This is a genomic window from Solimonas soli DSM 21787 (assembly GCF_000474945.1).
Taxonomy (GTDB): domain Bacteria; phylum Pseudomonadota; class Gammaproteobacteria; order Nevskiales; family Nevskiaceae; genus Solimonas; species Solimonas soli.
On the sequence record NZ_AXDW01000004.1, the window covers coordinates 36365 to 53547 of the forward strand.

At 65.5% G+C, this 17183-nt stretch carries 17 protein-coding genes; 10 read left to right on the plus strand and 7 right to left on the minus strand.

All coding sequences use genetic code 11. The annotated features are described in order from the left end of the window. The 4 genes from K344_RS0102850 (at position 1) to K344_RS0102865 (ending at position 6545) form a co-directional block, all read left to right on the plus strand. Positions 1–2769 carry a site-specific DNA-methyltransferase gene (locus tag K344_RS0102850; RefSeq protein WP_028079408.1) on the plus strand — a complete coding sequence of 923 codons (2769 nt, stop codon included), beginning with the start codon at positions 1–3 and terminating at the stop codon, positions 2767–2769. 91 nt (positions 2770–2860) lie between these two features. Then, on the plus strand, positions 2861–3946 hold the full coding sequence (locus K344_RS0102855) for an ImmA/IrrE family metallo-endopeptidase (RefSeq protein WP_211234460.1): 1086 nt from the start codon (positions 2861–2863) through the stop codon (positions 3944–3946). Continuing rightward, the gene (locus tag K344_RS0102860; protein ID WP_028079410.1) at positions 3946–4452 is read left to right on the plus strand and encodes a DUF4411 family protein; all 507 of its coding nucleotides are present in this window, start codon (positions 3946–3948) and stop codon (positions 4450–4452) included. Before K344_RS0102855 ends, K344_RS0102860 begins: the two co-directional genes overlap by 1 nt. Before the next feature lie 8 nt (positions 4453–4460). Next, a complete protein-coding gene (locus K344_RS0102865; RefSeq protein WP_028079411.1) occupies positions 4461–6545 on the plus strand; it encodes a UvrD-helicase domain-containing protein in 2085 nt (694 codons plus the stop codon). A gap of 29 nt (positions 6546–6574) precedes the next feature. Here K344_RS0102865 and K344_RS0102870 read toward each other — a convergent pair whose 3' ends face one another. From K344_RS0102870 to K344_RS0102890, 5 genes are all read right to left on the minus strand, one after another. Next, entirely contained in the window at positions 6575–7804 is a 1230-nt protein-coding gene (locus K344_RS0102870; protein WP_028079412.1) for a SufS family cysteine desulfurase, read from the minus strand. Further along, positions 7801–9078 (minus strand): SufB/SufD family protein, encoded by a 1278-nt coding sequence (locus tag K344_RS19835; RefSeq protein ID WP_043113663.1) that lies wholly within the window; start codon positions 9076–9078, stop codon positions 7801–7803. Before K344_RS19835 ends, K344_RS0102870 begins: the two co-directional genes overlap by 4 nt. Next, positions 9078–9830: a Fe-S cluster assembly ATPase SufC gene (sufC, locus tag K344_RS0102880; protein ID WP_028079413.1), complete on the minus strand. Its 753-nt coding sequence runs from the start codon at positions 9828–9830 to the stop codon at positions 9078–9080. Before sufC ends, K344_RS19835 begins: the two co-directional genes overlap by 1 nt. 178 nt (positions 9831–10008) lie before the next feature. Beyond that, positions 10009–11502: a Fe-S cluster assembly protein SufB gene (gene sufB / locus K344_RS0102885; protein WP_028079414.1), complete on the minus strand. Its 1494-nt coding sequence runs from the start codon at positions 11500–11502 to the stop codon at positions 10009–10011. A gap of 33 nt (positions 11503–11535) precedes the next feature. Continuing rightward, on the minus strand, positions 11536–11994 hold the full coding sequence (locus K344_RS0102890; RefSeq protein WP_028079415.1) for an SUF system Fe-S cluster assembly regulator: 459 nt from the start codon (positions 11992–11994) through the stop codon (positions 11536–11538). A 144-nt stretch (positions 11995–12138) separates the two neighbouring features. Here K344_RS0102890 and K344_RS0102895 point away from each other — a divergent pair, with 144 nt between their 5' ends. Together K344_RS0102895 and K344_RS0102900 are read left to right on the plus strand one after the other, a co-directional pair. Then, positions 12139–12615 (plus strand): acyl-CoA thioesterase, encoded by a 477-nt coding sequence (locus tag K344_RS0102895; protein WP_051361884.1) that lies wholly within the window; start codon positions 12139–12141, stop codon positions 12613–12615. Further along, positions 12612–12914, plus strand: a complete 303-nt coding sequence (locus K344_RS0102900) for an Rdx family protein (RefSeq protein ID WP_028079417.1) — start codon at positions 12612–12614, stop codon at positions 12912–12914. Before K344_RS0102895 ends, K344_RS0102900 begins: the two co-directional genes overlap by 4 nt. A 7-nt stretch (positions 12915–12921) precedes the next feature. Here the strand turns inward: K344_RS0102900 and K344_RS22730 are convergent, their stop codons facing one another. Both K344_RS22730 and K344_RS0102910 read right to left on the minus strand, forming a co-directional pair. Beyond that, complete coding sequence (locus K344_RS22730; protein WP_051361815.1) at positions 12922–13344, minus strand: DUF3293 domain-containing protein; 423 nt, start codon at positions 13342–13344, stop codon at positions 12922–12924. Next, positions 13341–13850, minus strand: a complete 510-nt coding sequence (locus K344_RS0102910) for an alpha/beta fold hydrolase (protein ID WP_028079418.1) — start codon at positions 13848–13850, stop codon at positions 13341–13343. The genes K344_RS22730 and K344_RS0102910 overlap by 4 nt, the downstream gene beginning before the upstream one ends. Positions 13851–13902: 52 nt before the next feature. On the opposite strand from K344_RS0102910, the gene K344_RS0102915 reads away from it, so the two are divergent. The 4 genes from K344_RS0102915 (at position 13903) to K344_RS0102930 (ending at position 17164) form a co-directional block, all read left to right on the plus strand. Then, positions 13903–14220, plus strand: coding sequence for a hypothetical protein (locus K344_RS0102915; RefSeq protein ID WP_028079419.1), 318 nt, complete (start codon positions 13903–13905; stop codon positions 14218–14220). 11 nt (positions 14221–14231) lie between these two features. Next, a complete protein-coding gene (locus K344_RS0102920; RefSeq protein WP_028079420.1) occupies positions 14232–14534 on the plus strand; it encodes a hypothetical protein in 303 nt (100 codons plus the stop codon). Between the two features lie 10 nt (positions 14535–14544). After that, the gene (locus K344_RS0102925; RefSeq protein WP_028079421.1) at positions 14545–15957 is read left to right on the plus strand and encodes an alpha/beta hydrolase family protein; all 1413 of its coding nucleotides are present in this window, start codon (positions 14545–14547) and stop codon (positions 15955–15957) included. Positions 15958–16042: 85 nt separating this feature from the next. Beyond that, positions 16043–17164, plus strand: coding sequence for a beta-ketoacyl-ACP synthase III (locus K344_RS0102930; protein ID WP_028079422.1), 1122 nt, complete (start codon positions 16043–16045; stop codon positions 17162–17164). The last annotated feature ends 19 nt before the right edge of the window (positions 17165–17183 follow it).

Sequence of the window (17183 nt, forward strand, 5' to 3'; positions counted from 1 at the left end):
ATGGCAAAAAAAGAAAAAGCACCGCTCAAGGTGGAAGCCCTCAAGCACGAGGACGCCACGCGCAAGAACATCCCCACCGCCGAACACCAGTCGGTGATGGATGAAAAGACCAAGACGCCCATCCGCGTCGCCTACGAGCGCCGCAACAAAGACCTTGATCCGCAATTGGTCTGGCGCGGCAAGGACGAACAGGATTGGTCCGATCTCGTCGTACATGCACCGCCGCTGTATATCCAAGAGAAGGTGCATCCCAAGGCGCTGATCGACGATCTGCGCAAGCAGAGCGAAGCGGGCGCGCAGCAGCAGGCCGGCGGCATGGCGGACCTGTTCGCAGACTTCAACGGCGTGCCGGATGGCGCGAAGACCGACTTCTACCAGCACGATGCGCACTGGTCGAATCGCATGATCCTCGGCGACAGCCTGCAGGTGATGGCCTCACTGGCCGAGCGCGAGGGCCTGCGCGGACAAGTGCAGTGCATCTACTTCGATCCGCCCTACGGAATCAAATTCAACAGCAACTTTCAGTGGTCGACGACCAGCCGCGATGTGAAGGATGGCAGCGCCGAGCACATCACGCGCGAGCCGGAACAGGTCAAGGCCTTCCGCGACACCTGGCGCGACGGCATTCATTCCTACCTGACCTACCTTCGCGACCGGCTGACGGTGGCGCGGGATTTGTTGACGGACTCAGGCTCGATCTTTGTGCAGATCGGGGATGAGAACGTACACCGTGTGCGGGCGGTTATGGATGAGGTGTTTGGGGAAGACAACTTCATCGGCTTAATCTGGTTCCGCAAGAAGACGATGCCCCTCGGAGCAACCTATCTGGAGCGGATGGGGGACTACATCGTCTGGTTCGGGAAGAACACCAAAAACACCAAGTTCAGGCGGCTATTCAAGGAAATCGATATTCAAGGCGATTTTCATTGGAATTGGCGTCAAGTTGACGGAACAACTCGAAAGAAATTCTCCAAAAGCGAGCTAGAGCAGAACCCTGCCGGCGACCCTTTGCGATTGGTTTCGATGTGGCCTCCGTCTTTTAGTGCAAAAGATGTATACGGCCTACCTTTCCAAGGTAGGACTTGGCCTCCCGCTCCCGGTCAGTGTTATCCATCGGGAATGGAGAAGTTGGAACGAGTGGCAAAGGCTGATCGTTTTGAGATCGAGGGCAACTATCTTCGCTACGTAATGAAGCTGTCTGATGACAACACTACGAAACTAAATCTCACTTGGACGGATACCACCGGCGCTCGCGATCAGCGATACGTAGTCGAAACGAATGAGTTTGTAGTTCAGCGTTGCATTCTGATGGCAACCGATCCCGGCGACTTAGTGCTCGACCCCACCTGCGGTTCCGGCACCACCGCCTACGTCGCCGAACAATGGGGACGCCGCTGGATCACCATCGACACCTCGCGCGTCGCGCTCGCGCTGGCCCGCGCCCGCATCATGGGCGCGCGCTATCCCTACTACCTGCTGGCCGACAGTCCGGAAGGACAGTTGAAGGAGGCGGAAATCACCCGCACCGCGCCGGCCGCCAAGCCCACGCGCGGCAGCGTGCGGCAAGGCTTCGTCTACGAGCGCGTACCGCACATCACGCTCAAGTCCATCGCAAACAACGCTGAGATCGACGTGATCTGGGACAAGTTCCAGAAAGTGCTGGAACCGCTGCGCGCCTCGCTGACTGCAGCGCTCGGCAAGAAGTGGGAGGAATGGGAGATTCCGCGCGAGACCGACGCCAAGTGGCCGGACGCCGCCAAGAAGGCGCACGCCGACTGGTGGCAGCAGCGCATTGCCCGCCAGAAAGAGATCGACGCCTCCATCGCTGCCAAGGCGGATTCCGAATATCTCTACGACAAGCCCTACGAGGACAAGAAGCGCGTCCGCGTCGCCGGCCCGTTCACCGTGGAAAGCCTGTCGCCGCACCGCGTGCTGGCCGTCGATGAGAACGACAACCTGATCGACAAGCTCGCCGAGCCAGAACCGGACTACGGCAAGCCCCGCGACTTCGTCTCCATCATCCTCGACAACCTCAAGACTGCGGGCGTGCAGCAGGCGCACAAAGAAAATCGCATCAGCTTCACCAGCCTCACGCCCTGGCCCGGTGACCTGATCTGTGCCGATGCGCGCTATCAGGAAGGCGAAACCGAAAAGCGCGCCGCCATCTTCATCGGTCCCGAGTTCGGCACCGTCTCACGCCCGGACCTCGTCGCGGCCGCCCGCGAAGCCGCCGACGCCGGCTTCGACGTGCTGATCGCCTGCGCCTTCTCTTACGATGCCCATTCCACGGAATTCGAAAAGCTCGGCCGCATCCTCGTGCTCAAAGCGCGCATGAACGCCGACCTGCACATGGCCGAAGACCTCAAGAACACCGGCAAGGGCAACCTATTCGTGATCTTCGGCGAGCCGGACATCGACATCCTGCCGGCAGAGAAGGACCAGATTCGCGTCAAGGTCAACGGTGTGGATGTCTTCCATCCCCAGACCGGCGAAGTCCGCAGCGACGGCGCCGACGGTATCGCCTGCTGGTTCATCGATACCGACTACAACGAAGAAAGCTTCTTCGTCCGCCACGCCTACTTTCTCGGCGCCAACGACCCCTACAAATCGCTGAAGACCACCCTGAAGGCCGAAATCAACGAAGACGCCTGGGCCACGCTCAACAGCGATACCTCACGGCCATTTGATAAGCCGAAGAGCGGGCGGATCGCAGTCAAGGTTATCAATCATCTCGGGGATGAGGTCATGAAGGTGTTCAGAGTGGCATGATGCGACGGTCCTGAGAGATCAGCGCTTGATGACTCGTGTTTCTGTCAATCCCATGATGTTGCGCTGGGCGCGCGAACGCTCCGGCAGGGACATGGCTGACCTGATGATCCAGTTTCCGAAACTGCCGGAATGGGAACAACAGGCGCGGCAGCCAACCCTGAAGCAGCTGGAACAGTATGCGCGCGCGACTTACACGCCCATCGGCTATTTGTTTCTTCTCGAGCCCATCGTCGAATCCGTCCCCATACCGGATTTTCGGACCTTCGCGGATCGCGGGGTCCGGCGCCCCAGCCCGAACCTGCTGGACACGGTCTATTTGTGCCAGCAGCGCCAGGAGTGGTATCGCGAGTACGCCCAGGAGCAAGGCCTGCAGCCGGCGGACTTCGTCGGCTCCATGCGTCTGGACACACCGATCGAACAGGCTGCGACGAGAATCCGCCAGTGGCTCGGTTTCGATCTGGCTGCGCGGCGCAGTTGTGCGACTTGGGAGGATGCACTGCGGCAATTCATCAGCCAGGCGGATTCCGCGGGGGTGATGGTCATGTGCAGCGGAGTTGTGGGCAGTAACAATCGCCGATCGCTCGATCCGTCCGAGTTCCGAGGGTTTGCGCTTTCTGACCGCCTGGCGCCGCTGGTGTTCATCAATGGCAGCGATACCAAGTCTGCGCAGATGTTCACGCTTGCGCATGAAATTGCGCATCTGTGGGTGGGTCAGACGGCCCTATCCAATGCCGACGTTTCCGGTGACGATACGAACGAGCTTGAAAGCTGGTGTAACCGCGTCGCGGCGGAGTTGCTGGTGCCGCTGGACTCGCTGCGGGGCGAACTGCACGCAGATGAGGAGTTGGGCCAGCGAACCAAGCGGCTCGCGCGGACTTTCAAGGTCAGCACTCTTGTCGTATTGCGTCGCCTGCTGGATGTCGGCGTGATTCGTCGAGAGGATTTCTGGCCGATCTATCAGGCCGAAGTTGAACGCCTGCTCGCTCTGCAGGGTGCCGGTTCGGGCGGGAACTTCTACCTTTCGCAGGCTGCGCGTGTCAGCAAGCGATTCGCGCGGGCGCTGGTCGAGAGCGCGCTTGAGGGACGGACGCTGTACCGCGATGCCATGCGCATGGTGGGCGTCGCCAAGGTGGAGACGCTTCACGAGCTGGGTCGCAGCGTAGGAGTTCTGATCTGATGGCCTACCTGCTCGACGCCAACGTCTTCATTCAAGCCAACCGGTTTCACTACGGGTTCGACATCTGCCCCGGTTTCTGGGAATGGGTTGAGGTCCGAGCGGGGCAAGGATCGGTGCTGAGCGTTGCGCAGGTCGGGCGCGAGCTGCAAGCGGGCAATGACCGTCTTGCCGACTGGGCGGGAGAGCGAGACACCCGGTTCTTTCTGGAGCCGGACGCTGCAAGCCTGCAGTCGATGGTCGCTGTTTCGCAATGGGTTCTACAGCAAGGCTACGAACCCGCAGCAGTCAACACCTTTCTCCAGGTGGCCGACTACTTCCTCGTGGCTACAGCTCACGCTCACAGTCACACTGTCGTGACGCACGAGCGTCCGCAGGCCAATGCGGTTCGTCGGGTCATGATTCCCAATGCCTGCGTGGGGATGGGAGTCCGGTTCATGAATCCTTTCGAGATGCTGCGCGTAGAACGTGCGAGCTTTGTTCTGGCACAGGCTGAGCGCAACCGATAGCCACTACCGTGAACTTCCGCATTGCCGACACCTTTACCGGCAGCCTCGCGCGCCTGACTGGCGAGGAACAGAAAGCGGTTAAAACCACCGCATTCGACCTGCAGATAGATCCGGCCCAGCCAGGGATGAGCTTCCACAAGCTCGATCGCGCCAAGGACAAGAACTTCTGGTCTGTCCGCGTCAGCAGCGACATCCGGATCATTGTTCATAAAACGGATTCCAGCCTGCTGCTCTGCTACGTCGACCACCACGACAAGGCTTATCAATGGGCCGAACGCAGGAAGCTGGAGACACATCCTGCGACCGGCGCTGCGCAGCTGGTCGAGATTCGGGAGCGTGTGCAGGAAGTCGTCATTCCGAAGTATGTGGAGATTCACGAGCCTGCGCCGACGCGTGCCGTAACGGCGACTAAGCCACCGCTGTTTGCGAATCGAACGGATGCGGAACTTCTCTCTTATGGTGTTCCAGAGGAATGGCTTCCGGATGTTCGCGCGGCTGACGAGGATAGCCTTCTGATGCTGGCGGATCATCTGCCGGGGGAGGCGGCCGAAGCGCTCCTTGAGCTGGCAGTCGGTGGTATGCCTAAGGTCGCGACGGCAAAGGTCGCCGATCCATTCGAGCATCCGGACGCGCAACGTCGCTTCCGCGTGATGAAGGACGTGGAAGAGCTGGAACGCGCTCTGGCCTTCCCCTGGGAGAAGTGGACTACCTTCCTGCATCCTGCGCAGCGGCAATGGGTGGAGCGGGAATACACTGGCCCGGCCCGCATCGCCGGGTCGGCTGGCACGGGCAAGACCATTGTCGCTCTGCATCGCGCCGTGTTCCTTGCGCGCAGTCAGCCGGAATGTCGGGTGCTGTTGACGACGTTTTCGGAGACTCTTGCGAATGCGCTGAGGACCAAGCTCCGTCGCCTGATCGGCAGCGAGCCGCGGCTTGGCGAAAGGATTGATGTCCATTCGATCGATGCCATCGCATCGCGGCTATTCGAGAAGCATATTGGCAAGCTGAAGTTGGCTGATGAAGGCGTGGTCAAAAGCGGCATGCAGGCGGCGATGGCTGCTGGTGATTCGGGCAAGTTCACAATCGGTTTCTTGCTGTCGGAATGGACCGATCTGGTTGATGCATGGCAGCTCGACAGTTGGGAGGCGTACCGTGACATCAAGCGCCTGGGGCGCAAGACGAGGCTGTCGGAGGCGCAGCGCAACACCTTATGGACGCTGTTTGGCGCCGTGCGCAAGCAATTGGCAGCGGATGGATACACGACTCGATCAGGCATGTTCACCGCTTTGGCTGAAAAGCTGAAAGGGCTTGCGCAAAGGCCATTCGATTTCATCGTTGTTGATGAGGCGCAGGACCTTGGCGTTGCTCAGCTACGCTTCCTCGCCGCGCTCTGTGAAGGCGGTCCCAACAGTCTGTTCTTCGCCGGCGACCTTGGTCAGCGAATCTTCCAGCAGCCGTTCTCATGGAAGGCGCTGGGTGTGGATATTCGGGGGCGGTCGCGGACTTTGCACATCAACTACCGGACTTCCCATCAGATCAGGGCACAGGCGGATCGGCTGCTCGGCCCAGAGATTTCGGATGTCGATGGCAACACAGAAGAGCGCAAAGGCACGATCTCGGTCTTTAACGGACCGGTGCCGGAGGTTGGCACTTTCGATTCCGTGTCAGCGGAAGCGGCGGCGGCTTCTGCGTGGATCAAAGAGCGTCAGGCCGAGGGCTACCTGCCTCATGAGCTAGGGGCATTCGTGCGCTCAGGCGCTGAACTATCACGCGCCATCGCAGCGGTTGCGGCCGCCGGTCTTCCATACAAGGTCCTGGATGATGGCGTCGAGACGATTGCTGGCCATGTCTCCATCGGCACGATGCACCTCGCCAAAGGGCTCGAATTCCGCGGCGTCGCGGTCCTGGCGTGCGACGATGAGGTGATTCCGCTTCAAAGTCGCATCGACGGCATCGGTGATGAGGCCGACCTCGAAGAGGTTTACAGCACTGAGCGTCATTTGCTCTACGTCGCTTGTACCCGCGCACGTGATCGCCTGTTCGTCAGCGGCGTCGGTCCGGCGTCGGAATTTCTGGACGACCTGTTGGCGTAGCTGCAAAGGGAGCTGCTAGGCCTCCGCCATTACGCGAACAGCCGTGCGACTTTCTGCAGTGCCGCGAGCAGCTGGTCGATGTCGTCCTCGCCGTTGTAGACCGCCAGCGAGGCGCGCGCCGTCGCCGGCACCTGGAAGCGCTCCATCAGCGGCATCGTGCAGTGATGGCCGGTGCGGATCGCGACGCCTTCCATGTCGAGGACCGAGCCGATGTCCTGCGGATGCGCCTTGTCCATCACGAACGACAGGATGCCGGCCTTGTGCGGCGCGGTGCCGATGATGCGCAGGCCCGGCACTTCGGCGAGGCGCCGCGTGCCGTATTCGAGCAGCGCATGCTCGTGCGCGGCGACCGCGTCGAGGCCGATATCGTCCAGCCAGTCGATCGCCGCGGCGCAGCCGATCGCGCCCGCCATGTCCGGCGTGCCCGCTTCGAACTTGTACGGCACCTCGTTCCAGGTGCTGCCGGAAAACGCGACGGTGCGGATCATGTCGCCGCCGCCCTGCCAGGGCGGCATCGCTTCGAGATGCGCGCGCTTGGCGTACAGTGCGCCGAAGCCGGTCGGCCCGTAGAGCTTGTGCGCCGAGAACGCGTAGAAGTCGACGTCGAGCGCCTTCACATCGACCGGCAGATGGGCGATGCCCTGCGCGCCATCGACCAGCACCGGAATGCCGCGCGCATGCGCCTCACGAATGATGTCGGCGACCGGATTGATCGTGCCCAGCGAATTCGAGACCTGCGCGACGGCGACCAGCTTCGTGCGCGGGCCCAGCAGTTTCTTCCAGGCGTCGAGATCGAGCGAGCCGTCGTCGAGCACCGGCGCCGCGACGGTTTTCGCGCCGGCGAGCTGCCAGGGCACGATGTCGGAATGATGTTCCATGCCGGTGACGAGCACCTCGTCGCCGGGCTGCAGGCGCGGCTGCAGGAAGCTGCGCGCGACCAGATTGATGCTCTCCGTCGTGCCGCGCGTGAAGACGATTTCCTCGCGGCTCGCCTTGATGAAGGCGGCGATGCGATCGCGCGCACCCTCGTAGGCGGTGGTCGCGCGCTCGGCGAGCTCGTGCACGGCGCGGTGCACGTTGGCGTTCTGGTGGCGGTAGTAGTAGTCGATGGCCCGCAGCATCGCTTCGGGCTTCTGTGTGGTCGCCGCGTTGTCGAGATAGGCGAGGCGCTTGCCGCGCACCTTCTCCTGCAGGATGGGGAACTGCGCGCGGATCGCCGCGAGATCGAGCGGCTTCGCCGCGGACGCGACGGCGCTCATGCCGGTTCTCCTTCTGCTTCGACTGCGCCGGGCGGAACGCGCAAGGCGTCGAGGTCCAGGTCGGCGCCGAGCGCGGCGGTGATGCGCTGCGCGACGCGCGTGCGCAGGCCGGCGTGGGGAATCTTCTCGATCACGTCGTTGGCGAAGCTGTAGGTGAGCAGCGCGCGCGCCGTGGCTTCCGACACGCCGCGCGCGCGCAGGTAGAACACCGCGGCCGGATCGAGCTGGCCGCAGCTGACGCCGTGCGCGGCCTTGACGTCGTCGGCATAGATTTCGAGTTCGGGCTTGGCGTCGATTTCGGCGCCCTTGGCCAGCATCAGGCTGGCGATGCTCTGTTCCGAGTCGCTCTTCTGCGCGCCGCGCTGCATGACGACGCGACCGTTGAGCACCGACCGGCTCGGCCCGAAGCCGAGGCCGCGGAAGAACTGCCGGCTGGTGCCGTGCGTGGTGGCGTGGTCGATCTCGTACTGGTTGTCGAGATGGACCTTCTGCTCCGAGGCGAACAGCCCGGCCAGCTCGGCGTAGGCGCCCGGCGCGTCGAGGCGTACGCGCCAGTCGTTGCGGATCAGCTGGCCGCCGAGATCGACGTTGACCAGCGAAAGGCGCGCGTCGCGGCCGACCGTGGCGGCGCAGTGCAGCCACTGCGTCGTCGCGCGGCTTTCGTCCTGCACGCGGACGAGCGTCAGCCGCGCGCCCTCATCGAGTTCGATCGCCAGGCTCTGCGTGCCGAGGCGTTCCGCGCCGGGCAGGCCGACGTTCTGCACGATCAGGGTCGCCTGCGCGCCGCGCTCCAGCTTGACGCGATGCGCGAGATGCGTCATCTCGCCGGTGTCCTGCGCGTTCGATACCGTGAGCAGGTGCACCGGCTGCGCGAGCGTCGCGCGGCGCGCGACGACGAGCTGCAGGCCGGGCTGCGCGAAGGCGCGATGCAGGCCGGCGAGACCGGCATGCGTGTCGGGCAGCGGCAGCGTGTCTTCCACCGTGTCGGCGCCGGCCACGCGGCGGCCGTTGACGAAGACGTGCTCGTCGCAGCCGGCGAGTCGCCAGCTTCCGTATGGCGTGTCGACCGCCGCCGCGAGCCGCACCGGCCGCGCGGGCAGGGCCGCGAGATTCGTGTAGTGCCAGCGCTCGATCGAATCGTCCGGCAGGCCGAATTCGAGGAAGGCGTCGAAGGCCGCGGCGCGCGCGCTGCGCTCGATGCCGGACAGCGAGCCGGCGAGCTGCGCGAAGGCCTCGCCATACGAGGCGTGAATGCTGTCGCTTGCCTTCGTCATCACGCCGCCTGCAGCCAGCCGTAGCCCTTCTCTTCGAGCTCGCGCGCCAGTTCGGGACCGCCGCTCCTGACGATGCGTCCAGCCGCGAGCACGTGCACGAAGTCCGGCTGCACGTAGTCGAGCAGGCGCTGGTAGTGCGTGACGAGGATGGTCGCGCGCTCCGGCGAGCGCATGGCGTTGATGCCGTCGGAGACGATGCGCAGGGCGTCGATGTCGAGGCCGGAGTCGGTTTCGTCGAGCACCATCAGCTTCGGCTCGAGCACCAGCATCTGCAGGATCTCGTTGCGCTTCTTCTCGCCGCCGGAGAAGCCCTGGTTGACGCCGCGCGACAGCATCGCCGGGTCCATCTTCATCTGCTTGACGCGGTGGCGCACCCAGGCGAGGAAATCGTTGGCTGCCAGTTCCGGCTCGCCGCGCTCCTTGCGCTGCGCGTTGACCGCCGCCTTGAGGAAGATCATGTTGCTGACGCCGGGAATCTCCACCGGGTACTGGAAGCCCATGAAGATGCCCTGCGCGGCGCGCTGCTCGGCCGGCAGCGCGGCGATGTCATTGCCCCGGTAGCGGATCGCGCCGGACGTGACGACATAGTCCTCGGCACCGGCGAGCACTTTCGACAAGGTCGACTTGCCGGCGCCGTTCGGGCCCATGATCGCGTGCACTTCGCCGGCGTTCACCGCGAGGTTCAGGCCCTTGAGGATTTCCTTGCCCGCGACTTCGGCGTGCAGGTTTTCGATTTGAAGTAACTGGCTCATCTCTCGTTCCAGCTGATGCGTGGGGCGGGTGCAACCCGCCTTCCGCGGTGTTTGTTTTCGCGCCGGCAGGCCGTCCATGTCGCGACTTCGGTTCCTGATCCGGCCCCGGCCCGGTCATCCATGACCGGGCGTTCGCCGGCGCCGATTGCCATTCAAGGCAATCGTCGACAACTCCGGCTCACCCCACGGCGCCTTCCAGCGACACCTGCAGCAGTTTCTGCGCTTCCACCGCGAACTCCATCGGCAGTTCCTTGAAGACGTCCTTGCAGAAGCCGTTGACGATCATCGACACCGCCTCTTCCTCGCCGATGCCGCGCGAGCGGCAGTAGAAGAGCTGGTCGTCGCCGATCTTCGAGGTCGTCGCCTCGTGTTCGAGGACGGCGCTCGGGTTGCGCACCTCGGTGTAGGGAAAAGTGTGCGCGCCGCAGTTGGAACCGATCAGCAGGCTGTCGCACCGCGTATGGTTGCGCGCGCCTTCGGCGCGTTCGTTGATGCGCACGAGGCCGCGGTAGGCCTGCTGCGCGTGGCCGGCGGAAATGCCCTTGGAGACGATCGTCGAGCGGGTGTTGCGACCGAGATGGATCATCTTGGTGCCGGTGTCGGCCTGCTGGCGATGATGGGTCAGCGCGACGGAATAGAACTCGCCGACCGAATCGTCGCCGCGCAGGATGCAGCTCGGATACTTCCAGGTGATCGCCGAGCCGGTCTCGACCTGCGTCCACGAGATCTTGCTGGCGCGGCCGCGGCAGTCGCCGCGCTTGGTGACGAAGTTGTAGATGCCGCCACGGCCTTCCTCGTCGCCCGGATACCAGTTCTGCACCGTCGAATACTTGATCTCGGCGCGATCGAGCGCGACCAGTTCGACGACCGCCGCGTGCAGCTGGTTCTCGTCGCGCTGCGGCGCGGTGCAGCCTTCGAGATAGGAGACCTGCGCGTCGTCCTCGCAGACGATCAGGGTGCGCTCGAACTGGCCGGTGTTGCGCTCGTTGATGCGGAAATAGGTCGACAGTTCCATCGGACAGCGCACGCCCTTCGGCACGAACACGAAGGAGCCGTCGGTGAACACCGCCGAGTTGAGCGCCGCGTAGTAGTTGTCGCCGACCGGCACGACGGTGCCGAGATAGCGCTTCACCAGTTCCGGATGCTCGCGCACCGCCTCGGAGATCGAACAGAAGATCACGCCCGCCTCGGCGAGCTTCTTCTTGAAGGTGGTGCCGACCGACACCGAGTCGAACACCACGTCGACGGCGACCTGAGGCTTGTCCGGCACCACGCCGGCGAGTATTTCCTGCTCACGCAGCGGGATGCCGAGCTTGTTGTAGGTCTCGATCAGCTTGGGGTCGACCTCGGCGAGCGACTTCGGCGCGTTGGCCATCGACTTCGGCGCGGCGTAGTAGGAGATCGCCTGGAAGTCGATCTTCGGATAGTGCACGTGCGCCCACTTCGGCTCGGCCATCGTCAGCCAGCGCCGGTAGGCCTTGAGGCGGAACTCGAGCAGCCAGTCCGGCTCGCGCTTCTTCGCCGAGATCAGGCGGATGACGTCTTCCGAGAGCCCGGGCGGCACGCGCTCGGACTCGATGTCGGTGACGAAGCCGGCCTCGTACTTGCGGTTCTGGACGAGGGCTTCGATCTCCTTTGCGGGGACCAAGGTGTCGCTGGGATTGGCTGCCATGAGGTCGCTATCCGTAGGTTCGGCCGGTCCCGGTCAGGCCCGGACCAGCGGGAATTCTCGAGGGCTGAGGCGCGGCGGGGGCGTAGCCGCGCCCTGCGCCATCTGCGCGAGCGTGACGGCTTCCAGCGCTTCGCGAATGGCCGTATTGATGAGCCGCCAGTTGGCGCGCGTCGCGCAGTCGGTCTCGATGCTGCAGGGCTCCGGGCCGTGCGCCGAGCAGGTGGTGACGGCGATCGGCCCTTCCAGCGCCTTGATGATGTCGGCGATCGAGATGCGCTCCGCCGCGCGCCCCAGCCGATAGCCGCCGTGGGCGCCGCGCAGCGATTCGAGCAGGCCGTCCTTGGTCAGCACTTTCAGCAGCTTGGCGACGGTCGGCGACGGAATCCGGGTGCGTTCGGCGAGTTCCTGGCCGGTGTGCGTGCGGCCGGGCTCGCGCGCCACCGCCGTCATCAGGACGGTGGCGTAGTCGGCGAGTTTGCTCAGCTTCAGCACGGGCGGAACCTAAATGGGACCAGATCAGTACGGATTGCCAGTTTAGCGGATGCGGCGTGCGGTTTGAAGATGAAGGCGGCCATGCGGCCGAAGCGTTTCCGCGCGCGCTTGGTCGCGGGCCGGCGACTGCCGCATCATCCGCGCATGAACCCTGACATCGAAACGATCGCCGCCGATGCGGTCTGGGACGTCGAACGGCCGTTCGTCGAAATCGCCGTGATCGGCGCGGCCGACATCGACCGCTTCGGTCACACCAACAACGTCGTGTATCTGTCCCTGCTCGAGCGTGTCGCCTGGTCGCACTCGGTCAGCCTCGGCCTCGATTTCGAGTCCTACGAACAGCTCGGCAGCGGTTGCGTGGCGCGCCGCCACGAACTCGATTACCTGGCGCCGACCTTCGCCGGCGACACGCTGTGGCTGGCGACCTGGGTGCACGAGAACGACTTCCGCCTCAGCATGTGGCGTCGCTACCAGATCGTGCGTGCGGCCGACCGCAAGACCGTGCTGCGCGGCCAGACGCAATGGGTCTGCGTCGACATGAAGAGCGGCCGGCCGAAGCGCATGCCGCCCGCGTTCCGGGCCTACCGGCCCTGGCCGCGGCGCGAGGGCAGCGCGGCATGAGCATCGATCACCGGCGCGGCGCGCGCGTCGTCATCGAATACTGCCCGCGCTGCCGCTGGCTGCTGCGCGCCGCCTGGACCGCGCAGGAATTGTTGACGACTTTCGAGAACGAACTCGCCGAGGTCGCGCTGCGGCCGGCCGACAGCGGCGTGTTCCGCGTGTATCTCGACGACGAGCTGCTCGCCGATCGCAAGCGCGACGGCGGCTTTGCCGATCTGCCGGCGCTCAAGCAGGCGATCCGCGACCGCGTCGCGCCCGGGCGCGATCTTGGCCACAGCGAACGCAAGGCGGCGGACTGAGGCGGCTTCAGGCGCCGAGCCAGACCAGCTGCGGCGCCGCGCCGAGCGCGCCGCGCAACAGCGCCCGCTGGCCGTAGCGCCGGGCGAGGGCTGCGATCGCCGCCTCGGGCGCATCGAACACGCAGCGGCCGGCTTCATCCCATTGCGCGTCGTCGCCGCGGTTCAGGCTCGGCACGTGGCGCCAGCCGGCCGCGTCCAGTTCGTGCACGAAGGCGGCGAGGCGCGCCGCGTTGTGCGCCGCCGGCCGGCGCTGGGCGCCGGGATTGCAGGGCGTGACGATGTGCCAGTGCGCGCGGCAGCCGGCGGCGCGCAGCGCGGCATCGGCCGCGGCGTCGATCGCGCCGACGCGGCGCGTCCAGCGTTGCCCGCCGAGCTCGCAGTCGTAGCGCGCGTCGGCGAAGGCCGCGGCCAGTGCCGTGTCGCGTGTCATGCGGCGAGCACGTCGGCCAGCAGGCGGTCGAGCAGCAGGTCGAGCATCGGCAGCTGGTCGTTCAAGGTGTGGCCGGAATCGAGAACGTGCAGCGCCGCGCGGTGCTTCTGCGCGAAGCGCTGCACCTGCGCCAGCGGCACGATGTCGTCGTGCCAGCCGTGCACGACGGTGCAGCGCTGCGGAATATCCTGCGGTTCGCCGTCCCAGCCCGGGTAGGGGAAGTAGAGCGCGGGCGCCATGAGGAACAGCGCCTGCGGCCGCAGCGCCGCGCAGGCCATCGCCGACACGTAGCCGCCCATGCTCGAGCCGGCGAGCACCAGGCGTCGCGCCTGCGGACGCAGATCGAGCAGCTGGGCGATGCGGGCCTGCGGGTCCTGCGTGTGACTATAATCCGGGCTGATGACGGCGAAGCCGCGCCGTTCGGCGGTGGCGGCGAGGTGCCGGATCTTGATGCCCCACGGCCCGCTTTCCTTGCCGTGCGCGAAGACGATCAGAGGGTCGGTCATCGTGTTAGCTTTCCCGCTTGAAGAGGCACACCGCAGCTGAGAAGGTCGGCGCATGATACGCAAAGGCAAGGGCGGGGCAGACGAGCAGGCGAATGCCGGCGGCCGCCGCGCGCGGCGTCGCGCCAAGGATCCGCTCGACGTGCAGCTGACGGTGCGCTTCAAGTTCGGCACCGAGGCCGATGACCAGGTCACCGTCATCAACAATCGCCGCGTGCCGATGGTGGGCAGCGTGATCAGCAACCGCGACCGCATCGTCAAGGGCTTCGTCAATCTGCTGATCCGTACCGCGCTGAAGCAGCCGCGCGTGGCGCGCGAGCTGTTTCCGCTGCTGACCCTGCCGGTGCGCCGGCGCCTTCCGCAATCGAGCTAGTTCGCGCGGCAATGAAAGCGCTCCATCTCTTCAACGGCGTGATGCTGTGCCTGACGGCGACTTTCGCCGTCACGCTCGGCGCCGTCTGCGTGATGTACCTGGTCCATCTCGACGAGCTGCCGCGGCTGCGCGGCGAATGGCATCTCGTGCTGCAGGTCACCGTGCTGTTCACGGTCCTGACCGCGATGTCGGCCGCCGCCTTCTGGGCGCAGTGGCGGCACTACGCCTGGCGCTGGCCGGCCGAAGGCGCCCTGCTGCTGGCGCTGGCCGTCGGCGGCTGGCTGCTGCAGCGAACCCTGGGCGGATCGCCCTGACGAGGAGCGCATGGAATATCCCAAGCCCAAGCAGTGGGATGCGCTGAGCTGGGTGCCGATCGTCGCCGGCCTGTACTGGCTGCTCGCGCACCACGGACTCGGCTGGCTGGTGTGGGCGCTGCTGCCCGGCGCGCTGCTGCTCGCCGCCGGCGTCGGCCTGCTGATGACGCCCGGCGATCCGCGCACGATCAGCCTGATGGCGGTCGGCGGCCTGCTCGGCATGCTGTTCACCCTGCCGGCCTGGTGGGTCGCCGATCTCGGCACGGCATTCTTCACCGCACTGCTCTCGTTCGGCAGCTTCCTGGCCTCCGGCCGTGCCGCCGTGCAGCGCTCGCCGCTCTATCTCGGCGCGACGCCGCCCGACCTGTCGACGCGCATGGACATCAAGGTCGCGATCGACGAGGCCGTGCTCGGTTACTTCGTCGGCGCCGCGCGCATTCCGAGCGGGCAGGCGGCACTGCGCACCTGCGAGGATTCGCTGCGCATGGAGGAGGCGATCCGCGCGCGCGGCTGGGATCGCGACCCGGAGTCGATGCATCTTGCGCCGCCGGCGCCGGAGGAGACCTACATCGATCGCGGCCGCATCTACGGCCACGACTACGAGGTGCTGCGCTTCGACAGCGCCTACGCGCCGCCCGGCGACCTGCCGAACGCCGTGGTGTGGAAGAGCCATGTCAACAACACCGAGTGCCACGTGCGCATCCTGCGCCACGCCGGCAAGCCTCGCCCCTGGCTGATGTGCGTGCACGGCTACCGCATGGGCGCGCCGTGGGTCGACATGAGTCTGTTCTCGCCGGGCTGGCTGCACCACAGGCTCGGCCTCAACATCATCCAGCCGGTGCTGCCGCTGCACGGTCCGCGCAAGGCCGGGCTGCGCTCCGGCGATCATTTCCTCGACGGCGATCTGTCGGATCTGGTCTACGCCGAGTCGCAGGCGCTCTGGGATCTGCGCCGCACGCTGGCCTGGCTGCGTGCCAGCGAGCCGGGCGCGCGCGTCGGCGTGTTCGGCATCTCGCTCGGCGGCTACAACGCGGCGCTGCTGTCGGCCTACGACGGCGAGCTCGATTTCGTCGTCGCCGGCATCCCGGTGATCGATCTCGCGCACGCCCTGTGGAGCGTCGCGCCGCCGGCGCATCGCGCCTACTACGCGCAGAACGGCCTCGACGAGGCGCGCTACCGCAACATCCTCGGGCCGGTGTCGCCGCTGACGCGGCCGCCGCTGGTGGCGCGCGAGCGCCTGTTCGTGGTCGGTGCGACGGCGGACCGCATCGCCGTGCCGCTGCACGCGCTCGAGCTCGGCCGGCACTGGAACGTGCCGGTGCAGTGGTACCAGGGCTCGCACCTGTCGGTCCGCCACGAGCACGAGATGCGCGACACGCTGAATCTGGCGATCGCCCGGGCCGGCTGGACCACCGCGGAGTGAGCGTCATCGCCGCGCTGACGCATTCAGAGTTTCGTCGGGATCGTGGGGTAGAATCGGGCACGACCTTTTTGGATTTCCCGAACCCATGATCAAAGCCGCGATCACCGGCACCGGCCTCTATACGCCGCCGCAGTCGATCTCGAACGACGAACTCGTCGCCTGCTACAACGCCTACGTCGAGAAGAAGAACGCCGAACGCGCCGAGGCGATCGCCGCCGGCAGTGCCGAAGCGCTGCAGCCTTCGAGCAGCGAGTTCATCGTCAAGGCTTCGGGCATCAAGGCGCGCTACGTGGTCGACAAGAGCGGCGTGCTCGATGTCGACATCATGCGGCCGCGCATCGCCACGCGCGGCAACGACGAGCCTTCGCTGCTCGCCGAAATGGGCGTCAGCGCCGCCAGGCAGGCGCTCGAACGGGCCGGTCGCACGGCGGCCGACATCGACTTCGTCATCGCCGCCTGCTCGAACATGCCGCGTCCGTATCCGGCGCTCGCGGTCGAGATCCAGAACCTGCTCGGCATCCAGGGCTACGCCTACGACATGAACGTGGCCTGCGCCTCGGCCGCCTTCGGCATCCAGGCCGCGGTCGACGCGGTGCGCCTCGGCAACGCGCGCGCCGCGCTGGTCGTCAATCCCGAGGTCTGCAGCGGTCACCTCAACTGGCGCAACCGCGACTGTCACTTCATCTTCGGCGACGCCGCCACCGCCGTGGTCGTCGAGCCGCTCGACGGCGCCGTGTCGCAGGACAAGTTCGAGGTGCTCGGCACCAGGCTGCAGACGCAATTCTCGAGCAACATCCGCAACAACTTCGGTTTCCTCAACGAATGCGAGATCACGCCGCGTCCCTGGGACGACGTGCTGTTCCGCCAGGAAGGTCGCAAGGTGTTCAAGGAAGTCGTGCCGATGGTTTCCGATCTGCTCGGCGCGCACCTGGCGTCGCTCGGCATCGAGCCGGCCGACGTGCGCCGCTTCTTCCTGCATCAGGCCAATCTCAACATGAACGAGCTGATCGCGCGCAAGGTCCTGGGCCGCGATCCGTCGGTCGAGGAAGCGCCGGTGATTCTCGACGAGTACGCGAACACCAGCTCGGCCGGCTCGGTCATTGCATTTCACAAGCACCACGCCGATCTGGCGCCCGGCGATGTCGCCGTGCTCTGTGCGTTCGGCGCCGGCTATTCGGCCGGTTCGGTGGTGATGAAGCGGGTCTAAGCGGCATAAGCGTCGAAGG